General features: G+C 69.8%; 14 protein-coding genes. 8 read left to right on the top strand and 6 right to left on the bottom strand.

Annotation, left to right across the window (positions count from 1 at the left end; translation table 11 throughout):
* Positions 1-205: 205 nt before the first annotated feature.
* Positions 206-1,162, top strand: a complete 957-nt coding sequence (locus IE263_RS25730; protein WP_189940128.1) for a helix-turn-helix transcriptional regulator — start codon at positions 206-208, stop codon at positions 1,160-1,162.
* Between the two features lie 40 nt (positions 1,163-1,202).
* On the opposite strand, the gene IE263_RS25725 is transcribed toward IE263_RS25730, so the two are convergent.
* On the bottom strand, positions 1,203-2,543 hold the full coding sequence (locus IE263_RS25725; protein WP_189940127.1) for a glycoside hydrolase family protein: 1,341 nt from the start codon (positions 2,541-2,543) through the stop codon (positions 1,203-1,205).
* Between the two features lie 182 nt (positions 2,544-2,725).
* Here IE263_RS25725 and IE263_RS25720 point away from each other — a divergent pair, with 182 nt between their 5' ends.
* The 4 genes from IE263_RS25720 to IE263_RS25705 all read left to right on the top strand — a co-directional run bounded on the left by IE263_RS25720 (position 2,726) and on the right by IE263_RS25705 (position 7,121).
* Positions 2,726-3,748 (top strand): LacI family DNA-binding transcriptional regulator, encoded by a 1,023-nt coding sequence (locus tag IE263_RS25720; protein WP_189940126.1) that lies wholly within the window; start codon positions 2,726-2,728, stop codon positions 3,746-3,748.
* A gap of 92 nt (positions 3,749-3,840) precedes the next feature.
* Entirely contained in the window at positions 3,841-5,184 is a 1,344-nt protein-coding gene (locus tag IE263_RS25715) for an ABC transporter substrate-binding protein (protein ID WP_189940125.1), read from the top strand.
* 65 nt (positions 5,185-5,249) lie between these two features.
* The gene (locus tag IE263_RS25710; RefSeq protein ID WP_189940124.1) at positions 5,250-6,257 is read left to right on the top strand and encodes a carbohydrate ABC transporter permease; all 1,008 of its coding nucleotides are present in this window, start codon (positions 5,250-5,252) and stop codon (positions 6,255-6,257) included.
* A gap of 9 nt (positions 6,258-6,266) precedes the next feature.
* Positions 6,267-7,121 (top strand): carbohydrate ABC transporter permease, encoded by an 855-nt coding sequence (locus IE263_RS25705; RefSeq protein WP_189940123.1) that lies wholly within the window; start codon positions 6,267-6,269, stop codon positions 7,119-7,121.
* Positions 7,122-7,191: 70 nt separating this feature from the next.
* Here IE263_RS25705 and IE263_RS25700 read toward each other — a convergent pair whose 3' ends face one another.
* Complete coding sequence (locus tag IE263_RS25700; RefSeq protein ID WP_189940122.1) at positions 7,192-8,070, bottom strand: sigma-70 family RNA polymerase sigma factor; 879 nt, start codon at positions 8,068-8,070, stop codon at positions 7,192-7,194.
* A gap of 83 nt (positions 8,071-8,153) precedes the next feature.
* Here IE263_RS25700 and IE263_RS25695 point away from each other — a divergent pair, with 83 nt between their 5' ends.
* Complete coding sequence (locus tag IE263_RS25695) at positions 8,154-8,603, top strand: carboxymuconolactone decarboxylase family protein (protein WP_189940121.1); 450 nt, start codon at positions 8,154-8,156, stop codon at positions 8,601-8,603.
* A 314-nt stretch (positions 8,604-8,917) separates the two neighbouring features.
* Here the strand turns inward: IE263_RS25695 and IE263_RS25690 are convergent, their stop codons facing one another.
* The 4 genes from IE263_RS25690 to IE263_RS25675 form a co-directional block, all read right to left on the bottom strand.
* Entirely contained in the window at positions 8,918-9,949 is a 1,032-nt protein-coding gene (locus IE263_RS25690) for a LacI family DNA-binding transcriptional regulator (protein WP_189940120.1), read from the bottom strand.
* A gap of 75 nt (positions 9,950-10,024) precedes the next feature.
* Positions 10,025-10,861: an ATP-binding cassette domain-containing protein gene (locus IE263_RS25685; protein ID WP_189940119.1), complete on the bottom strand. Its 837-nt coding sequence runs from the start codon at positions 10,859-10,861 to the stop codon at positions 10,025-10,027.
* Positions 10,858-11,871: an ABC transporter permease gene (locus IE263_RS25680; protein WP_189940118.1), complete on the bottom strand. Its 1,014-nt coding sequence runs from the start codon at positions 11,869-11,871 to the stop codon at positions 10,858-10,860. Before IE263_RS25680 ends, IE263_RS25685 begins: the two co-directional genes overlap by 4 nt.
* 152 nt (positions 11,872-12,023) lie before the next feature.
* On the bottom strand, positions 12,024-13,046 hold the full coding sequence (locus IE263_RS25675; RefSeq protein ID WP_189940117.1) for a sugar ABC transporter substrate-binding protein: 1,023 nt from the start codon (positions 13,044-13,046) through the stop codon (positions 12,024-12,026).
* A gap of 248 nt (positions 13,047-13,294) precedes the next feature.
* Here IE263_RS25675 and IE263_RS25670 point away from each other — a divergent pair, with 248 nt between their 5' ends.
* Positions 13,295-14,257: a carbohydrate kinase family protein gene (locus tag IE263_RS25670; RefSeq protein ID WP_189940116.1), complete on the top strand. Its 963-nt coding sequence runs from the start codon at positions 13,295-13,297 to the stop codon at positions 14,255-14,257.
* Between the two features lie 222 nt (positions 14,258-14,479).
* A complete protein-coding gene (locus tag IE263_RS25665) occupies positions 14,480-17,041 on the top strand; it encodes a GH32 C-terminal domain-containing protein (RefSeq protein ID WP_189940115.1) in 2,562 nt (853 codons plus the stop codon).
* Positions 17,042-17,045: the final 4 nt, after the last annotated feature.

Here is a 17,045-nt window from a genome sequence, read left to right as displayed (position 1 = left end):
ACGCATCCGCCTGTCTGCACGCACGACGAACACCGTCGCCGGGGTCGGTCCGGAAAACGAACCCGGGCCCTGCATGCGGGCCCGCATGCAGGGCAGGCGAGAAGGGCGGGCGACCGGCGGTCCTGCCTCGCCGCGGTCGTCGCGACGAGCCGCCGACCGTCCCGCCCTGCCCCGCGCAGGCCGCCTGACATCGGACGAGGCCTTCATGGACACGCTGTTCTTCGACAGTGACGACCTGGACCTGACCGAGGACTTCCTCAGCCGGGCGTACGCACGCATGCAGATCGGCAGCAACGACCCGCAGGACAGCCGGGCGCGGATCACGCGCTCCGCGATGCCGTCGGTGACGGTGGACGAACTCGACCTGAACTTCGAGATGAGCTACTCCGTCACACCCCTGGGCCGGATCTGCCTGTGCCTCGTCCACGACGGCACCATCGAGGACCATGCCTTCGACGGCGTCCGGGACGCCTTCGGCCCCGGTGACATGGTGTCCATCGCCCCACCGGACCTGCCGTACTCGGGCCGGATCTGCAACGCCCGCTACAACATCACGATGCTGGAGACCGATCTGCTCGCCCAGGTCGCCGCCGGCGCGCCCGGCCGCAGACCCGAACCGGTACGGCTGACCGGCCACCGGCCCCACTCACCGGCCGCGGCCCGGCACCTGCGGCACTCCATCGGCTACCTGCGCGACCACGTCCTGAGCGACCCCGACATCGCCGACCAGCCCCTGATCGCCTCCACGGCCGCCCAGCACCTGGCCGCCGGCGTGCTCGCCGCCTTCCCCAACACCGCGCTCACCGACCCCACCGCGGCCGACCGCAACGACGCCCACCCCACGACGCTGCGCCATGCGCTGGCCTACATCGAGGACCACGCCGACGAGCCCATCACCGTGGCCGACATCGCCGCGGCCGCCCATGTCACGGTCCGCGCCCTCCAGTACGCCTTCCGACGCCACCTGGACACCACCCCGCTGGCCCATCTGCGCCGGGTACGCCTGTCCCACGCCCACGCCGACCTGCTGGCCGCGACCCCGCTGGACGGCACCAGGGTCACCGACATCGCGGCCCGCTGGGGCTTCTTCCACCCCAGCCGCTTCGCCGCCCTGTACCGCGAGGCGTACGGCCACCCACCGCACCGGACCCTCGCCGGCTGAGCGGTTTCGTTCGGATCACAGGGAGGCCGGTCGCCGTTCCTCAGGGGCCGGGCCAGACGGCCGAGGCGTCGTCGCGGTCGGGGTCGGGCAGGCGGATCGGGCGGACGGGGATCGTGCGGGTACGTCCGTCCGTGACCGCTGTCCACGAGGCGGGGCGGCCCGAGTAGCACAGGGTGGTCAGGGCGAAGACGCCGTCGGCGTACACCTCGACGTACTCGCCGATGGTGAGGATCCGCAGGGTCGTGGCGGGCTCGGTCAGGACCGTCTCGCCGAGGCGGTGTCCGTCGGGGCCGGTCACCCACAGGTTCTTGCCGTCGCAGCCGACGACGAGGGCGGGCCGTTCGCCTTCGTCGGTACGGGCGCGCAGGGTGATCTCCACGGGGCCGGTGACGTCGAGGTCGCCGACCGCGTGCAGGGCGGGCCGGTCGGTTTCCTCGCCGAGCCAGTCGTCCAGGCCGGGCCACCATTCCAGGCGAGGCGCGGAATCGCCTCGCACCACAAGGGACTTGGGCTGAGCGAGCATGCCGCGGCAGCGTTCGCCCGAGTCGCTGAGACCGACCTGGCGCGGCGTGGTGTGCAGCACGACGCGGGAGCCGTCGGGGGCGGCGATGATCCGCGGGGCGTAGGAACCGGTCGGACCGAGAGGGCCACGGCGGGTCCAGGGGCCGCGCAGGCTCGGCGCGGTCCACGACTCGAAGCCCCGGGTGGCGCCGATGGAGCCGAGCAGCAGCCAGCTGCCGTCGTCGAGGCGTTCCAGGACCGGGCACTCCAGCTCGTCGACGTCGCCCGGCGAGACGAGCGGCGGGTGGACGGTCCAGTGCTCCAGGTCGTCGGAGGTGGCCCAGGCGACGCAGCCGCTGACCTCGACCGGGAGGGAGGCGTCGCTCGCGCAGACGACCATCACCCAGCCGTCCGTCTCGTCGTCGCGTACGACGAAGGGGTCGCGCCAGCCCATCCGCTCGCCGGTGCGGTACCAGCGCGGGTCCGCCTCGAGCAGCGGTCCGGTGCCGTGGCGCCGCCAGCCGGTGCCGTCGGTGCGGTCGGAGTAGGCCAGCCCGACCGACTGCAACGGCCAGCCACCCGCCGTCAGTCCGCTCACGCCCGTGTAGAACATCGCCATTCCGCCGCCGTGCCGGACGGGGTGCATGGTCCACACCGCCTGCTGGTCGAAGCGGCCGGGCAGGCCGACCCCGAAGGCGGTGCCCTGCGGCTGCCAGCCGACCAGGTCGGTGGAGGTGGCGCGGCCGTAGGAGGTCTCCATCCGCAGGTGGTCGAACTCGGCCGTCCAGGGCCCCTGCAGATGCAGCACCGCGTACGTGCCGTCCTCGTCGCGGAGGAGGGCGAAGTCGTTCACGCAGAGGCCGGGCGGGGCGTATCGCATGGGCAGTTCCTGTCGGCTCACAGCGCCCAAACGCATGCGCTGACCATCGATCAAAACGGGTCTCACTTTGGAATCGGCCCAAGTAAATATGAACGCAAACGCTTGCGCAACAGCGGGGTCGGGTTTACGGTCACGTCACCCACAGCTCACACCGAGGTGACATCAACGGGAGGAACCGCACCGTGACGGCCAGCATCAACGACGTCGCCCGCGCCGCCGGCGTCTCCGCGTCCACCGTGTCCCGCGCCCTGCGCGGCCGGCCGGGCGTCTCCGACGAGGTGCGCTCGCAGATCGCGGCCGTCGCCGCCCAGCTCGGCTACACCGCCTCCCGCTCGGCCTCCAGCCTGGCCAGCGGCCGCACCTACACCATCGGCGTCCTGGTCCCGTACGTGGGCCGCTGGTTCTTCGGCACCGTGCTGGACGCGGCCGAGAAGGTGTTCAGCGCCGCCGGGTACGACGTGCTGCTGTACAACCTGGGCTCGGCGGAGACACGCAAGCGCTTCTTCACCAGACTGCCGGTCCGCAAGCGGGTGGACGCGGTGCTGTCGCTCCTCATCCCTGACGACGCGGAGTCGGCCGCCCTGCGCTCACTGGGGGTGCCGCTGGCCACCACGGTCGGCGGCACCCGGCCCGGCTTCACCGTCGTCGGCATAGACGACCGGGCCGGCACCGAGAGCGCCGTACGGCATCTGGTGAACCTCGGCCACCGCCGCATCGGAATGATCTCGGGGGCCAGCGGTCCGCTGCACTGGACCACCCCCATCGAGCGCCGCAACGCCTACCTGGACGTCCTGGCCGACGCGGGCATCGAGCACGACCCGGCCCTGGAGGCGGACGGCGACTACACCGTCGAGGGCGGCGAGCGGGCCATGACCGAACTGCTGGCCGCCTCCCGCCCGCCGACGGCCGTGTTCGCGCAGTCCGACGAGATGGCGATGGGCGCGCTGCGCGCCCTGCGCCGCCATCGCCTGAAGGTTCCGGAGGACGTGTCCGTCGTCGGCTTCGACGACCACGAACTCGCCGACGTGGTCGGCCTGACCACCGTCGCCCAGCCGGTCGCCGAGCAGGGCGCCGAAGCCGCCCGTCTGCTGCTGCGCCAGCTGGACGACCCCGACGCGGCACCGCCCGCCGGTCAGGTGCAGATGCCCATCCGCCTCGTCCTGCGCGAGACCACCGCGCCGCCCCGGCCGCGCGGACCGCAGTGACCCCCACCCCGCAAGCCCCACACCCCATGCCCCCACGCCTCGACAAGCACTCCCGCACCTCACACCCTCACCACAGCACGGAGGCCCAGACCATGAGCTCGACCAGCAGAAAGTACCGCCGCACAGCCTGTACGGGCCTGGCTCTCGCCCTGCCCCTGGCGGCACTGGCCGCCTGTGGCGGGGGCGGCGGCACCGACGCCTCCGCGGAGGGCGGCAGCGGCAAGGGCACCATCAGCGTCTGGGCCCACCAGGGCCAGAAGAGCGAGGACGCCGCCCTGCAGGCCGCGGTGAAGTCCTTCAACTCCTCGCAGAGCGACATCAAGGTCGAGCTGAAGCTGATACCGGGCAACGACTACACCAAGACCATCACCGCCACCAACGCCTCCGAGCTGCCGGACGTGCTGGAGTTCGACGGCCCGACCATGGCGAACTTCGTCTACAACAAGAAGCTCGCCCCGATCGACGACTACGTCTCCTCCAAGACGATGGCCAACGTCACCGACGCGAACAAGTCGCAGGGCGAGATCGGCGGCAAGCACTACGGCCTGGGCATGTACGACTCGGGTCTCGGGATCTACGGCAACAAGAAGCTGCTGGACGCGGCCGGCGTGAAGTACCCGACCAGCCTGTCCGACGACTGGACGGCGGAGCAGTTCACCGCCGCGCTCAAGGCGCTGAAGGCCAAGGACTCCGACGGCAGGACCCTCGACATCCAGGAGAACAACGGCCTGGCCACCGAGTGGGGCACCTACGGCTTCGCCCCTGTCGTCTGGTCGGCCGGCGGCTCGCTGATCAAGGGCGACAAGGCGGAAGGCGCCCTCGACACCCCGGACGTGGTCTCGGCGCTGAAGACCGTCCAGTCCTGGAAGACCTACGTCGACCCCAACACCGACGGCAACGCCTTCGCCAAGGGCCGCGTCGCCCTGAGCTGGGTCGGCCACTGGATGTACCCCACCTACAGCAAGGCCCTCGGTGACGACCTCGTCGTCCTGCCGCTGCCCGACTTCGGCAACGGCCCCAAGACCGGCCAGGGCTCCTGGGCCTGGGGCATCGGCGCCGACACCAAGAACGCCAAGGCCGCCGGCGCCTTCCTCGACTACCTCCTCAACGACACCAACGTCACCGCGATGACGACGGCCAACGGCGCCCCGCCCGCCACCCGGACCGCCCTCGCCGCGAGCCCTCTCTACAAGCAGGGCGGCCCGCTCCAGCTCTTCGCCGACCAGCTCGCCAAGCCCTGCGGCGACAGCGACATCAGCACGTCCTGCGTCGCCGTCACCCGCCCGGTGACCGCCGGATACCCGACCGTCACCGCCAAGTTCAGCGAGGCCCTCAACTCGATCTACGGCGGTGCCGACCCCAAGGACGCCCTGTCCAAGGCCGCCCGCGCCATCGACCAGGACTTCTCCGACAACGCCGGCTACCAGATCCCGTAGGACCCATCGGCCAGGGGCGGGCCGGCGCAGACCGCGCCCGCCCCCGCCGGGAACAGGACCCATCCGTGAAATCCGTCGAACCGGCGCCCGCCGCGCCCCACGCCCGGGAGCAGGCCCCACCCGTGACCGCCGCCAAGCCCGCGCGTCCGGCGCACCCTGTGCGCCCCGGGCGCAGGAACCGCGACTGGTTGCACGGACTGCTCATGTCCACGCCCGCCGTCGCCGGGCTCATCGCCTTCGTCGGCATACCGTTCGGCTACGCCGTCGTCCTCTCCTTCTACAACGTCCGCCTCGGCTCCCCGCTGCCACCGTCCTTCTTCGGCCTGGAGCAGTACCGCCGGCTGTTCACGGACCCCGACCTGTCCGGCCCGTTCCTGCGGGCGTTGCTGAACAACCTGACCTTCGCCGTCGTCGTCGTACCCGTCCAGACGGGCCTCGCGCTCGGGCTGGCGATCCTCCTCAACCGCAAGCTCAAGGCGATCGGCCTGTTCCGGTCCTTCTTCTTCATGCCGGTCGTCTTCCCGATGGCGCTGGTCGCCGTGATCTGGCGGCTCATCCTCGCCCGCAGCGACCAGGGCATGCTCAACTCCGCGCTGGACGCGGTCAGTTTCGGAAACTGGGGGGCCTTCGACTGGCTCGGTGACTCCGCCACCGCCATGGCCTCGATCATCGTGCTGTCCGTCTGGCAGGGCGTCGGCTTCCAGATGGTCATCCTCCTCGCCGGCCTCCAGCAGATCCCGGGCGAGCTCTACGAGGCCGCCCAGCTCGACCGGGCCTCCCGCTGGCAGCAGTTCCGCCACGTCACCCTGCCCGGCATCCGCGGCACCCTCGTCTTCGTCGCCATGCTCACCTCGGTGCTGTCCTTCCGCGTCTTCGACCAGGTCTACGTCCTCGTCAAGGGCGGCGGCCTCAACGAGGACGCCACCCGCACCGTGATGTACCAGGCCGTCACCACCGCCTTCGACCGGAACAACATCGGCCAGGCGTCCGCGATCACCGTCGTCTTCTTCCTGATCGTCGTCGCCCTGACCCTCATCCAGCGCCGCGTAGTCCGGCCCGACAACGAGGACTGAGGACTGACCATGAGCACCCACACGGGCCTCACCCGCACGCCCCTGCGCCGTTTCCTCGACTACGCCGTCCTCAGCGTGCTGGCGTTCGTCTTCGCGCTGCCCGTCCTCTACCTCTTCATGGGCAGCCTCAAGCCGTCGGACGAAGTCCTCAACGGCCTGTCCGGCTTCCTCCCCACCCACCTGTCCTTCGACAACTACACGGCCGTTCTCGACAGCCTCAACTCCGACAGCACCGGCTACTTCTGGCGCTTCATGGGCATCTCGCTGCTGCTGTCGTTCGTGGTCGTCACGGGCGGGCTCTTCGTCAACTCAATGGCGGCGTACGGGCTGTCACGGCTGAAGTGGCGCGGCCGGAACGCCGTCTTCACCCTCATCCTGCTGCTGATGCTGGTCCCGTTCGAGTCGGTGGCCGTCCCGCTCTTCTACATGTTCAACGACCAGCGCAACACCCTGTTCATCCAGGCGATCCCGTTCATCGCCAACGCCTTCTCGGTCTACCAGTTCCACACGTTCTTCCGCTCGATCCCGCCGAGCATCGAGGAAGCCGCCCGCCTCGACGGCGCAGGCCCCTGGCGCACCTTCTTCGCGATCATCGTCCCCATGTCGAAGCCGGCCTTCGCCTCCGTGGCGATCCTGACCTTCCTCACCCAGTGGGGCTCCTTCCTGTGGCCGGTGCTCATGGTCTCCGACCCCTCGGTACGCCCCCTGCCGCTGGAGATGAGCGTCTTCCAGGCCCAGCTTCCCCCGGACTGGGGGCAGATCCTCGCCTTCGGTGTCCTCCTCGTCCTGCCCGTTCTGATCGTCTTCGCCTTCTTCCAGCGCTGGTTCGTCCAGGGCGTCGCCAGCTCCGCCGTCAAGGGCTGAGCGGCTTCCTGAGGAGCCGTTGTCCCCAACGGGACTTCGGCGCTCGGCGACGACCCGTCCCGGCAGGGACTCACGCCGGATCCGGCAGGTCCATCAGCGCGAGCCTGGCCGGGTCGATCACGACCGTGATGTCGGTGATCCGGCCGCCGACGACGGTGAACGCGAGGACCGAGAGCGGGGTGCCGTCCTCGCGCCAGGACATGATCCCAGGGAGGCCGTTGACGAGCACCGCCCGCCCCTGTGCGGCTGCGCCGGCGGACAGTCGCGCGCCGGCTGCGACCTTGGTGGCGCCGAGGGTGACGACTACGCCGGACGGGGTGTCGACGGTCAGTTTCACCTCGGGGTCGAGTACCCGCAGCAACTCCTCGAAGTCGCCGCGGCGAGCCGCCGCCAGGAAGGCCTGGACCACATCTCGCTGCTCCCGTCCGACGCCGGTCGGCCGCTCGATCGCCCGCACCTTCCTGCGGGCGCGGCTGGCGAGCATCTTGGCGGCGGCGGTGGACTTGCCGAGGATCCGGCCGATCTCGTCGAACGGCACCGCGAACAGGTCGTGCAGCACGAACGCCAGCCGCTCGCTCGGCCCGAGCGACTCCAGGACGACGAGCAGCGCGAGCCCGACCGAGTCGGCGAGCACCGCGTCGTCCTCGGGAACGGGACTGTCGTCGAGCGTCACCACGAGCTCGGACATGCGGTCGTCGTAGGACGCCTCCGGGCGGGCCTGGCGCGATCGCAGGACATCGAGGCTGATCCGGCCGACCACTGTGGTCAGCCAGCCGGCGAGGTTGTGGATGGTCGCCGCGTCCTGACGGGAGAGGCGCAGCCAGGCCTCCTGGACGACGTCCTCGGCGTCGGCGTGCGATCCGAGCATGCGGTGGGCGACCGCGCGCAGCCGGTCACGCTGGGCTTCGAACGCCTCGGCCATCGGGTCCGTCGGGCTGGTGTCGGACATGTTGTTACCTTCCTCGGCTCTGTTCCGTCGTGGGTGATGACGGGCCCGGAGGGGCTCAGGTAACCGATGAAGGAGCAGCACTGATGGAAGCACGCGTGAACGGCCCGGCGAACCCCGATGTGATCACAGCGATCCAGCACCTCTACAAGGCGATTCACGCCGGGGGCGTCGACAGGCGCCTGCTGTCGCTGGTCCATCTGCGTACCAGCCAGATCAACGGCTGCAGCCCGTGCGTTTTCGCCTCGATCGAGTCGGCGCGGAAGGCCGGTGAGACGGACGAGCGGCTGCACAACGTGGTCGCGTGGCGCGAGACGCCCTTCTACACCGAGGAGGAGCGGGCGGCCCTCGCCCTGACCGAGGCCGCCACCCGGCTCCAGGACGGCGCACCGGGCGTGACCGACGAGATCTGGGACGCCGCCGCCGACCACTTCAGCGAGGAGCAGCTGAACGCGATCATCCTGGAGATCGCGATGACCAACTTCTTCAACCGGATCAACCGCACGATCCGAGAGCAGGCGGGCAAGACCTGGTGAGCCGGGCGGGGCGTCATCCTCCGGAGGCCGCGCCTTCCTGACGTCAAGGGATGACGCCCCGAGCCGGCAGAGGGTCTACCGGCGCTTCGCCCAATGGAGCCGAGTGAACAGCACCCCTCCGTGGAGACGCTGCACGATGGTGAGTCGCGTGCAGAGAACCACTGAGCCTGAAGCCGCTGTGGCCCGCTTGTGGCAGGAACGCCTGCGCGCGGATGCCGGCCCACAACCCACCAGATGAAACGACCTCCGAGAGCGTGCCGACGAGGGCGCCCCCGTAACCTGTGGCCCGCGCCGCGCTCCTACGGAGGCGACCTTCATGCCTCCCGCGTCGCGAGCGCGGGCTGCTCGCCCGAGCCCCGGACGATCAGGCGGGTGGGGACGGTGATGGTGCGGGCGCGGGAGCGGTCGCCGTCCAGGCGGGAAAGGGCGGTGGTCGCCGCCGCTCTGCCGATTTCCTCGGGGTCCTGGGCGACGGCGGTCAGGGCCGGCTCGAGTGCCTCGGCCAGCGATACGTCGTCGAAGGCGACGACGGCCACGTGCTTGCGCTTGCTGCGGGCCAGTTCGGCGACGATCCCCAGGGCCATGATGTTGTTGCCGGCGAACAGGGCGGTGGGGGGATCGGCCAGGCCGAGGAGCTGGGAGGTGGCGGCGGAGGCGCCGTGCTGGTCGTGGGCGTTGGTGACCAGCGAGCGGTCGTAGGGGATGCCGGCCTTCTGCAGGGCCTCGCGATAGCCCGCCAGACGCTCGCGGCGGGTGTACAGCTTGACGGGCAGGTCACCGACGAAGCCGATGCGCCGGTGCCCGTGGGCGATCAGATGGGCGACGCCGTCGTGGGCGCCCGCGCGGTTGGAGCTCACGATGCTGTCCGTGGCGAGGCCGGCTCCTGGTCGGTCGAGAAAGATCACCGGCAGTCCGGCCGTACGGTGGGACTTGAGGTGGGAGTGGTCGGCGCCGACGGACGGCACGACGATCAGGATGCTGACCCGCCGGGCGAGGAACTTGTCCGTCAGGGCGCGTTCGCGGTCGGGGTCGTCCGCGGAGGAGCCCATGAGCAGGGTCAGTCCGCGTTCGCGGGCGGTGTCCTCGATCGCGCGGGCCACGGCTCCGAAGAAGGGGTTGGCGACGTCGGGGATGACCAGTCCGACGGTGGTGTCGGGTCCGCCGACGCGGATGTTGCGGGCCATCAGGTTCGGCTGGAAGCCGAGCTTGGCCACCGCGGCGAGAACCTGTTCCCTGGTCTGCGGGGAAGCGGGACCGTCCTCGTTGAGGACGCGGGAGACCGTCTTGGCGCTGACGCCGACCTCTCGGGCGACATCGGCCAGGGTGGGGCGGCGGTTGGCTGCCATGGAGAAACCGTCTCCTGTGGGCTCTCGGTTCCGGCCGCGGCCTCGGCCGGAAACCAGGAGAGCCGGGTCGTGCTGTCAGGTGGCCTGGACTCCGGCGGCCTTCGCCGCCTCGGAATCCGCTACGACGGTGTCTCCGGCCTCGTCGACGGTGAGCGCGCCGGTCATGATGGCGACGACCTCCGCCATGGAGTAGTCGGAGGGCTTGATCACGGCCGCGCGCCGGCCGAGGCGGTGGACGTGGATCCGGTCGGCGATCTCGAACACGTGCGGCATGTTGTGGCTGATCAGGACGACCGGCATGCCCTTGTCCCGGACGCGGCGGATGAGGTCCAGCACCTGGCCGGACTCCTTGACGCCGAGGGCGGCGGTGGGTTCGTCCATGACGACGACGCTGCGGGCCCAGGCGACGGAACGGGCCACCGCGACGGCCTGCCGCTGTCCGCCGGAGAGCGTCTCGACCGCCTGCGTCAGCGAGCGCAGTCCGATCTTCAGGTCGGCCATGTGCTCGGCGGCCTCCTGGCGCATGCGCTTCTTGTCCAGCATGCGGAAGACACTGCCGAGGACGCCGGGGCGGCGGAGCTCGCGTCCGAGGAACATGTTCGAGGCGATGTCCATGGAGGCGGCCACGGCGAGGTCCTGATAGACCGTCTCGATGCCGTGGGCGCGGGCGCTCTGCGGTCCGGAGAAGGTGATGGGTTCGCCGTTGAGCCGTATCTCGCCCGCGTCCGGGACCAGCGCGCCGGTGAGTGCCTTGATCAGGCTGGTCTTGCCGGCCCCGTTGTCACCGATGACGGCGAGGACCTCACCGGGCATCAGGTCGAAGTCGGCTCCGTCGATGGCGGTGACATGGCCGTAGCGCTTGACCAGCCCGCGGGCCTGCAGCACGGGGGTGGGAGAGGAGGTGGCGGTCATCGGGCCTTCTTCCGGGAGATCTGGTCGACGGTCACCGCGAGGATCACCAGGACACCGGTGATCAGGGTCTGGTAGATGGAGGCGACGCCCATCAGCTGCAGGCCGTTGCGGAAGACACCGACGATGAGAACACCGATGAAGGTGCCCAGGACGGACCCGCGTCCGCCGAAGAGGCTGGTGCCGCCGAGGACCACGGCGGTGATGCTGTCGAGGTTGTCGGTCTGTCCGGCCTGGGGGTCGCCGACCCCGGTGCGGGAGATGAGCAGCAGGGCGGCGATGCCGTACAGCAGACCCGCCACCGTGTAGATGCCGACGGTCAGGCGGGAGGTGCGGATGCCGTTCAGCCGCGCCGCTTCCTGGCTGTTGCCCAGCGCGTAGACGTGCCGGCCCCAGCCGGTGCTGCTCAGCGCGTAGGCGAGGAGGAGGAACAGGGCGATGGTGACCAGGGAGCCGTAGGTGATGTCGGTGTGGCCGAGCGGGAAGGTCTGCCCGAGGGCCGTCAGCGGGCCCGGCAGGTTGGTGACCGTCTGCTCCTCGGAGTAGATGTGGGTCAGCGCGAACGCCACGTTGAGCATGCCGAGGGTGACGATGAACGGCGGCAGCGGGATCTTCTGCACCAGCAGCCCGTTGAGCAGCCCGAAGCCGCCGCAGACGGCTATGCCCAGGGCGATGGCGGCGAGCGGGGGCAGGGAGCCCTCGGCGGCCATCTTGGCGATCATGATGCTGCCGAACGCCATCACGGCACCGCACGACAGGTCGATACCCGCCGTGAGGATGATGAGGGTCTGTCCGATGGCGAGTGTCCCGACGACCATGACCTGCTGCACGATCAGCGAGAAGTTCCCGCCGGTGAGGAACTGGTCGGTCGAGAGGGAGAAGAAGGCGCAGGCCAGGAGGAGGGCGACCAGCGGGCCGGTGGTCGGCGCCGTGAGCAGTCTGCGGGCCGTGCTCGGTGCCTTGAGCTCTGCATAGGGCGAGGACGTGCTCGGGGGCGTGGTCGTGGCTGTCATGCGAAGTCCTTGTCGGAAGACAGATGTCCTTGTCCGTCCCTGCCGGAGGCCAGGGGGAAGAGGAGACGAGGGGGCGGCCGTCCCCCGATCGGGGAGGAGGGGCCGACCGCCCCGCTGAGGGGAAGGCGGCGTCGTACGGTCCTCGGGGCGGCTCAGCCCCAGCAGTTCTCCAGGCCGTAGGCGGTGTCCTTGGACGTGACCCCGGCCTGCGCCTTGTCGGTGATCAGGGTGACACCCGTGTCCGTGTAACCGGACGCCTTCTTGCCGTCCTTGGCGTACGTCACGACGGCCTTGACGCCCTCGGCGGCCATCTTCAGCGGGTACTGCTGCGAGGTTGCGGCGATCTTGCCGTCCTTGACAGCCGTCGTGCCGGTGCAGCCGCCGTCGACGGAGACGATCAGGACGTCCTTCTCCCGGCCCTTGGCCTTGAGCGCGGTGTACGCGCCCAGCGCGGCCGGCTCGTTGATGGTGTAGACGACGTTGATGCCGGGCTCCTTCTGGAGGCAGTTCTCCATCGCCGTCTGGCCCTTGGCCTGGTCGCCGCCGGTGTCCTGGGAGCAGACGATGGAGGAGTCGCCCTCCTTGACGCCGAAGCCCTTCAGGAAGCCGTCGTGCCGCTGGACGCCGACGGACACACCCGGTGCGAGGTCGAGCGTGGCTATCTTGGCGGTCTTGCCCTTCATGGCGGCCTTGGCGTACTGGCCGATCAGCTCGCCGGCCTTGAGGTTGTCGGTGGCGAAGAGGGCGTCGACCGCGCTCTCCGGCTCGGTCGGCGTGTCCAGGGCGATGACGAGGACGCCCTTGGCCTTGGCCTTCTCGATCGCGGGCACGATGGCCTTGGAGTCGCTCGGGGTGATCAGGATGCCCTTCACACCGGAGGCGACCATGTTCTCGATGGCCGTGACCTGACCGGCGTTGTCGCCGTCGAACTTGCCCGCGGCGGTGACCAGCTTGGCGCCGTTCTCCTTGGCGGCCTTCTCCGCGCCCTCCTTCATCTTCACGAAGAACGGGTTGGTGTCCGTCTTGGTGATCAGGCCGACCTTGATCTCGCCCGAGCCGGAACTCGAGGAGCCCGATCCGGAGCCGGACCCGCAGGCCGTCAGGGTGAGGGCCGCGACGCCCGTGACCGCGGCAACTCTGAGGAGGGAGGAGGACAGACGAGTGGTGCGAGACATGATCGACTCCTGTGGGATAGCGGGCAGCACGGGGTTGGGATCAGAGCATGCCGCCCGGGGTGTCATCGTTGACTTATGTCATCGTTGACACTGCCTGGCGAGGATGATGGACTCCGCTTCCCGGCAACGTCAATGCCTTGCACTCGTCACAAATCGGCAAACATCCGCGACCGCCGCCCACCGTGGCTGTCCGGCGGCCGCCCCGACGCGCCCGGTGTGCCCGTACGCCCGTCAGAGAAGAGCAGCCCATGAGCCCGCGTCAGATCACCGTCCTGGGGGAGTGCGTCGCGGACGCGTTCGCCGAACCCGCGAGCACCTCGAACGAACTCGCCCTGCGTGTACTGCCGGGCGGCGGACCTGCGAACACGGCAGTGTCCCTGGCCCGTATCGGCACCCCGGCGCGCTTCCTCGCGCGCCTGTCCGGCGACGTGTTCGGCCGCCTGTTCCGGGCCCATCTGGAGGCGTCGGAAGTGGACCTGTCGGACGCCGTCCAGGCCGCCGAACCCAGCACGCTGGCCGTGGCGGAGCTGGACACCCAGGGGCAGGCCGCGTTCTCCTTCCATGCGCAGAACACGGCCGACTGGCAGTGGACGGCCGAGGAACTGAACCGGGTGGACCTCTCCGGAACCGCCTGCCTGCACACCGGATCCCTGGCCCTGGTCCGGGAACCCGGTGCGGCGGTGGTGGAGGACTTCCTGGCCTCGGCCGCCCCGCACGCGACCATCAGCATCGACCCCAACGTCCGGCCGCTGCTGGTGCACCCCGACGTCTACCGCGCCCGGCTGGCGCACTGGTGCGCCCTCGCCGACGTGCTGCGGCTGAGCGAGGACGACCTCCAACTCCTGCTGCCGGGCACGCCGCCCGAGCAGGCGTGCGACATCTGGCACGCGGCCGGGGCGCGGCTCGTCGTGATCACGCGCGGAGCCGACGGCGCCCTGGCCTCGCTCGACGGCGAGCGGGTCCAGGTGCCCGCCGTTGCGACGAGTGTCGTCGACACGGTCGGGGCGGGTGACTCCTTCACCGCCGGTCTGCTGCACCACCTCGGCGCCCGCGGGCTTCTCGGCGGCCGGCTGACAGAACTCCGCCTCGACGACGTTGCGGAAGCATGCCGGTTCGGCGCCCGCGTCGCAGCCCTGACCTGCTCTGTCGCCGGTCCCAACCCGCCCTGGCAGAGCCAGTTGGCGCAGCTCGCCACGGCCGACCGCGCATGACGGGCGGGCAATCCGCTCAGGTAGACATGACCGCCGAACCGTTGACGCATCGGCCGGATTGCCCCCATCATCGGGCCACTCGATGTCATCGATGACACAAGTCAACGATGACACCCCTTGCCGGCGCCGTGGACGTCGGCGCCGGCAAGGCGTCACTTTTCGGCCGGTTCCGCGCCGGGCAGCAGGCTCCGCTGCGCGGACGGCCGCGGCACAGGAGACACCATGAGCTCTGGACGCGTATCCCGGCATGCCCGCACACGGATGATCGCGGCGGTGGCAACCGTCTGCGCCCTGTCCGCAGCCCCGCTCGCCCCTCAGGCCGTCGCCGCCGACACCCCGCCGTACACCGAGACCTACCGGCCCCAGTTCCACTTCACCCCGGAGAAGAACTGGATGAACGACCCCAACGGCCTCGTGTACTTCAAGGGTGAATATCACCTTTTCTACCAGTACAACCCGAACGGTAACTCCTGGGGCGACATGTCCTGGGGGCACGCGGTGAGCAAGGACCTCGTGCACTGGACGGAGCTGCCGCTCGCCCTGTCGCACGACGACGAGGAGATGGTGTTCTCCGGCAGCGCGGTCGTCGACTGGAACAACACCACCGGGTTCGGCACCACGAAGAACCCGCCCATGGTGGCGATCTACACCAGCTTCAACAAGGCCACGGGCATCCAGGCGCAGTCGCTCGCCTACAGCACCGACCGCGGCCGCACCTGGACCAAGTACCAGGGCAATCCCGTCATCGACATCGGCTCCAGAGAGTTCCGTGACCCCAAGGTCCAGTGGTACGAGCCGACCAAGAGCTGGCTGATGACGGTGTCGCTGTCCACCGAGCACAAGGTGCAGTTCTACTCGTCGAAGAACCTCAAGGACTGGGACCTGCTCAGCGAGTTCGGGCCGGCCGGCGCGACGGGCGGCGTGTGGGAGTGCCCCGACCTGTTCCCCCTCGCGGTCGACGGGGACGAGAACAACATCAAGTGGGTCCTGGTCGTCAACATCAACCCCGGTGGCATCGCGGGCGGTTCGGCCGCCCAGTACTTCGTCGGCGACTTCGACGGCACGAAGTTCACCGCCGAGGACAAGGGCACCTACACCCCGCCCAGCGGCACGGTGGTGCAGGACTTCGAGAGCACCGACTTCGGTACGTGGACGACGACCGGCACCGCGTTCGGCGCGGGGCCGGCGGCCGGGGCACTGGCCGGGCAGGGGGCCGTCGAGGGCTTCGACGGCAAGGGCCTCGCCAACAGCTTCCACTCAGGTGACGGCACCACCGGCACCCTCACCTCACCCGAGTTCACCGTCGACAGCTCCTACCTGAACTTCAAGGTCGGCGGCGGACGGCACCCGCACGAGGCCGGAACCGTCATGGAGCAGGGGCCTCCGCCCGCGGGCACGGTCCTCGCCGACTTCGAGGGCGGCAGCTACGGCGACTGGACGAAGACCGGAGACGCCTTCGGCTCGGCACCGGCCACCGGCACCCTCCCCAACCAGCAGGAGGTCTCCGGATTCCTGGGCAGCGGTCTGGTCAACACCTACCTGAACGGCGACTCCACCACCGGCACCCTCACCTCGCCGGAATTCACCATCGACAAGAACCACATCAACTTCCTCATCGGCGGCGGCAACCACCCCGTCGGCTCCGCCAACCCCACCGCCCTCGAACTCCTCGTCGACGGCCAGGTGGTGCGCAGCGCCACCGGAAAGGACGCCGAGGCACTCAACTGGGCTTCCTGGGACGTCAGCGACCTCGCCGGCAAGAAGGCGCAGCTCAGGATCGTCGACGACAACACCGGCGGCTGGGGTCACCTCAACGTCGACCACATCATGCTGTCCGACACCAAGGCCCGGCCCGTCTCCCAGGAGACATCCGTCAACCTGATCGTCGACGGCGAGGTCGTCCGCAGCGCCACCGGCTCCAACAGCGAGACCCTGGACTGGGCCTCCTTCGACCTGCGCCCCTACGCGGGCAAGAAGGCACGCATCCAGGTCGTCGACATGAACACCGCCGGCTGGGGCCACATCCTGGCCGACCGGTTCACCGCCGCCGACGCCCCCGCCAAGTCCGTCGTGCAGCGCGCCGACTGGGCCGACTACGGCAAGGACTACTACGCGGCGGTGTCCTGGGAGAACGCTCCGGGCGGTAAGCGGTACATGGTCGGCTGGATGAACAACTGGGACTACAGCGGCGCCATCCCCACCTCCCCCTGGCGCGGAGCGCAGAGCGCACCCCGGGAGATGGCCCTGCGTACGATCGACGGCCGAGTTCGGCTGACCAGCAAGCCGGTGGCAAGCCTGGAGTCCCTCCGCGAGAAGAGCCCGGCGACGGCATCCGGCGTCACCGTCAAAAGCACCACAAAGCCCCTGATCGGCCCTGCAGCCAGGGGCAAGGCACTCGACATCGAGGCGACCTTCTCCCTCAAGGACGCCGAGCGCTTCGGCCTGAAGGTGCGCACCGGCGCCGACGGCGAGGAGACCGTCATCGGCTACGACACCACGACCCAGGAGCTGTACGTCGACCGCACCCGCTCAGGCGCCGTGGACTTCAACAGCACCTTCCCCGGCGTCCAGCGAGCCCCGCTCCAGGCCAGGAACGGCAAGGTGAAGCTGCGGATCCTCGTCGACTGGTCGTCCGTCGAGGTCTTCGGCGGCAGCGGCGAAGCGGTCATCACCGACCAGATCTTCCCCGACCCCACCAGCCAGGGAGTGGAGGTCTTCGCCGAGAACGGCTCGGTGAAGCTGGACGGTGCCCGCGTCTGGCACCTCGACTCCTACCGCGACTGACCCC

Origin of the sequence: Streptomyces aurantiogriseus, from assembly GCF_014649375.1 — a bacterium.
In the GTDB taxonomy this organism is placed as follows: domain Bacteria; phylum Actinomycetota; class Actinomycetes; order Streptomycetales; family Streptomycetaceae; genus Streptomyces; species Streptomyces aurantiogriseus.
The sequence above is the reverse complement of the archived record's forward strand: the minus strand, read 5'-3'. Positions and strand labels throughout refer to the sequence as shown.

What these genes read in the sequence shown, in the direction of transcription:
- IE263_RS25730 (WP_189940128.1), top strand. Translation starts at nt 206, where the DNA reads ATGGACACGCTGTTCTTCGACAGTGACGACCTGGACCTGACCGAGGAC.
- IE263_RS25725 (WP_189940127.1), bottom strand. Translation starts at nt 2,543, where the DNA reads ATGCGATACGCCCCGCCCGGCCTCTGCGTGAACGACTTCGCCCTCCTC.
- IE263_RS25715 (WP_189940125.1), top strand. Translation starts at nt 3,841, where the DNA reads ATGAGCTCGACCAGCAGAAAGTACCGCCGCACAGCCTGTACGGGCCTG.
- IE263_RS25705 (WP_189940123.1), top strand. Translation starts at nt 6,267, where the DNA reads ATGAGCACCCACACGGGCCTCACCCGCACGCCCCTGCGCCGTTTCCTC.
- IE263_RS25700 (WP_189940122.1), bottom strand. Translation starts at nt 8,070, where the DNA reads ATGTCCGACACCAGCCCGACGGACCCGATGGCCGAGGCGTTCGAAGCC.
- IE263_RS25695 (WP_189940121.1), top strand. Translation starts at nt 8,154, where the DNA reads ATGGAAGCACGCGTGAACGGCCCGGCGAACCCCGATGTGATCACAGCG.
- IE263_RS25690 (WP_189940120.1), bottom strand. Translation starts at nt 9,949, where the DNA reads ATGGCAGCCAACCGCCGCCCCACCCTGGCCGATGTCGCCCGAGAGGTC.
- IE263_RS25685 (WP_189940119.1), bottom strand. Translation starts at nt 10,861, where the DNA reads ATGACCGCCACCTCCTCTCCCACCCCCGTGCTGCAGGCCCGCGGGCTG.
- IE263_RS25680 (WP_189940118.1), bottom strand. Translation starts at nt 11,871, where the DNA reads ATGACAGCCACGACCACGCCCCCGAGCACGTCCTCGCCCTATGCAGAG.
- IE263_RS25675 (WP_189940117.1), bottom strand. Translation starts at nt 13,046, where the DNA reads ATGTCTCGCACCACTCGTCTGTCCTCCTCCCTCCTCAGAGTTGCCGCG.
- IE263_RS25670 (WP_189940116.1), top strand. Translation starts at nt 13,295, where the DNA reads ATGAGCCCGCGTCAGATCACCGTCCTGGGGGAGTGCGTCGCGGACGCG.
- IE263_RS25665 (WP_189940115.1), top strand. Translation starts at nt 14,480, where the DNA reads ATGAGCTCTGGACGCGTATCCCGGCATGCCCGCACACGGATGATCGCG.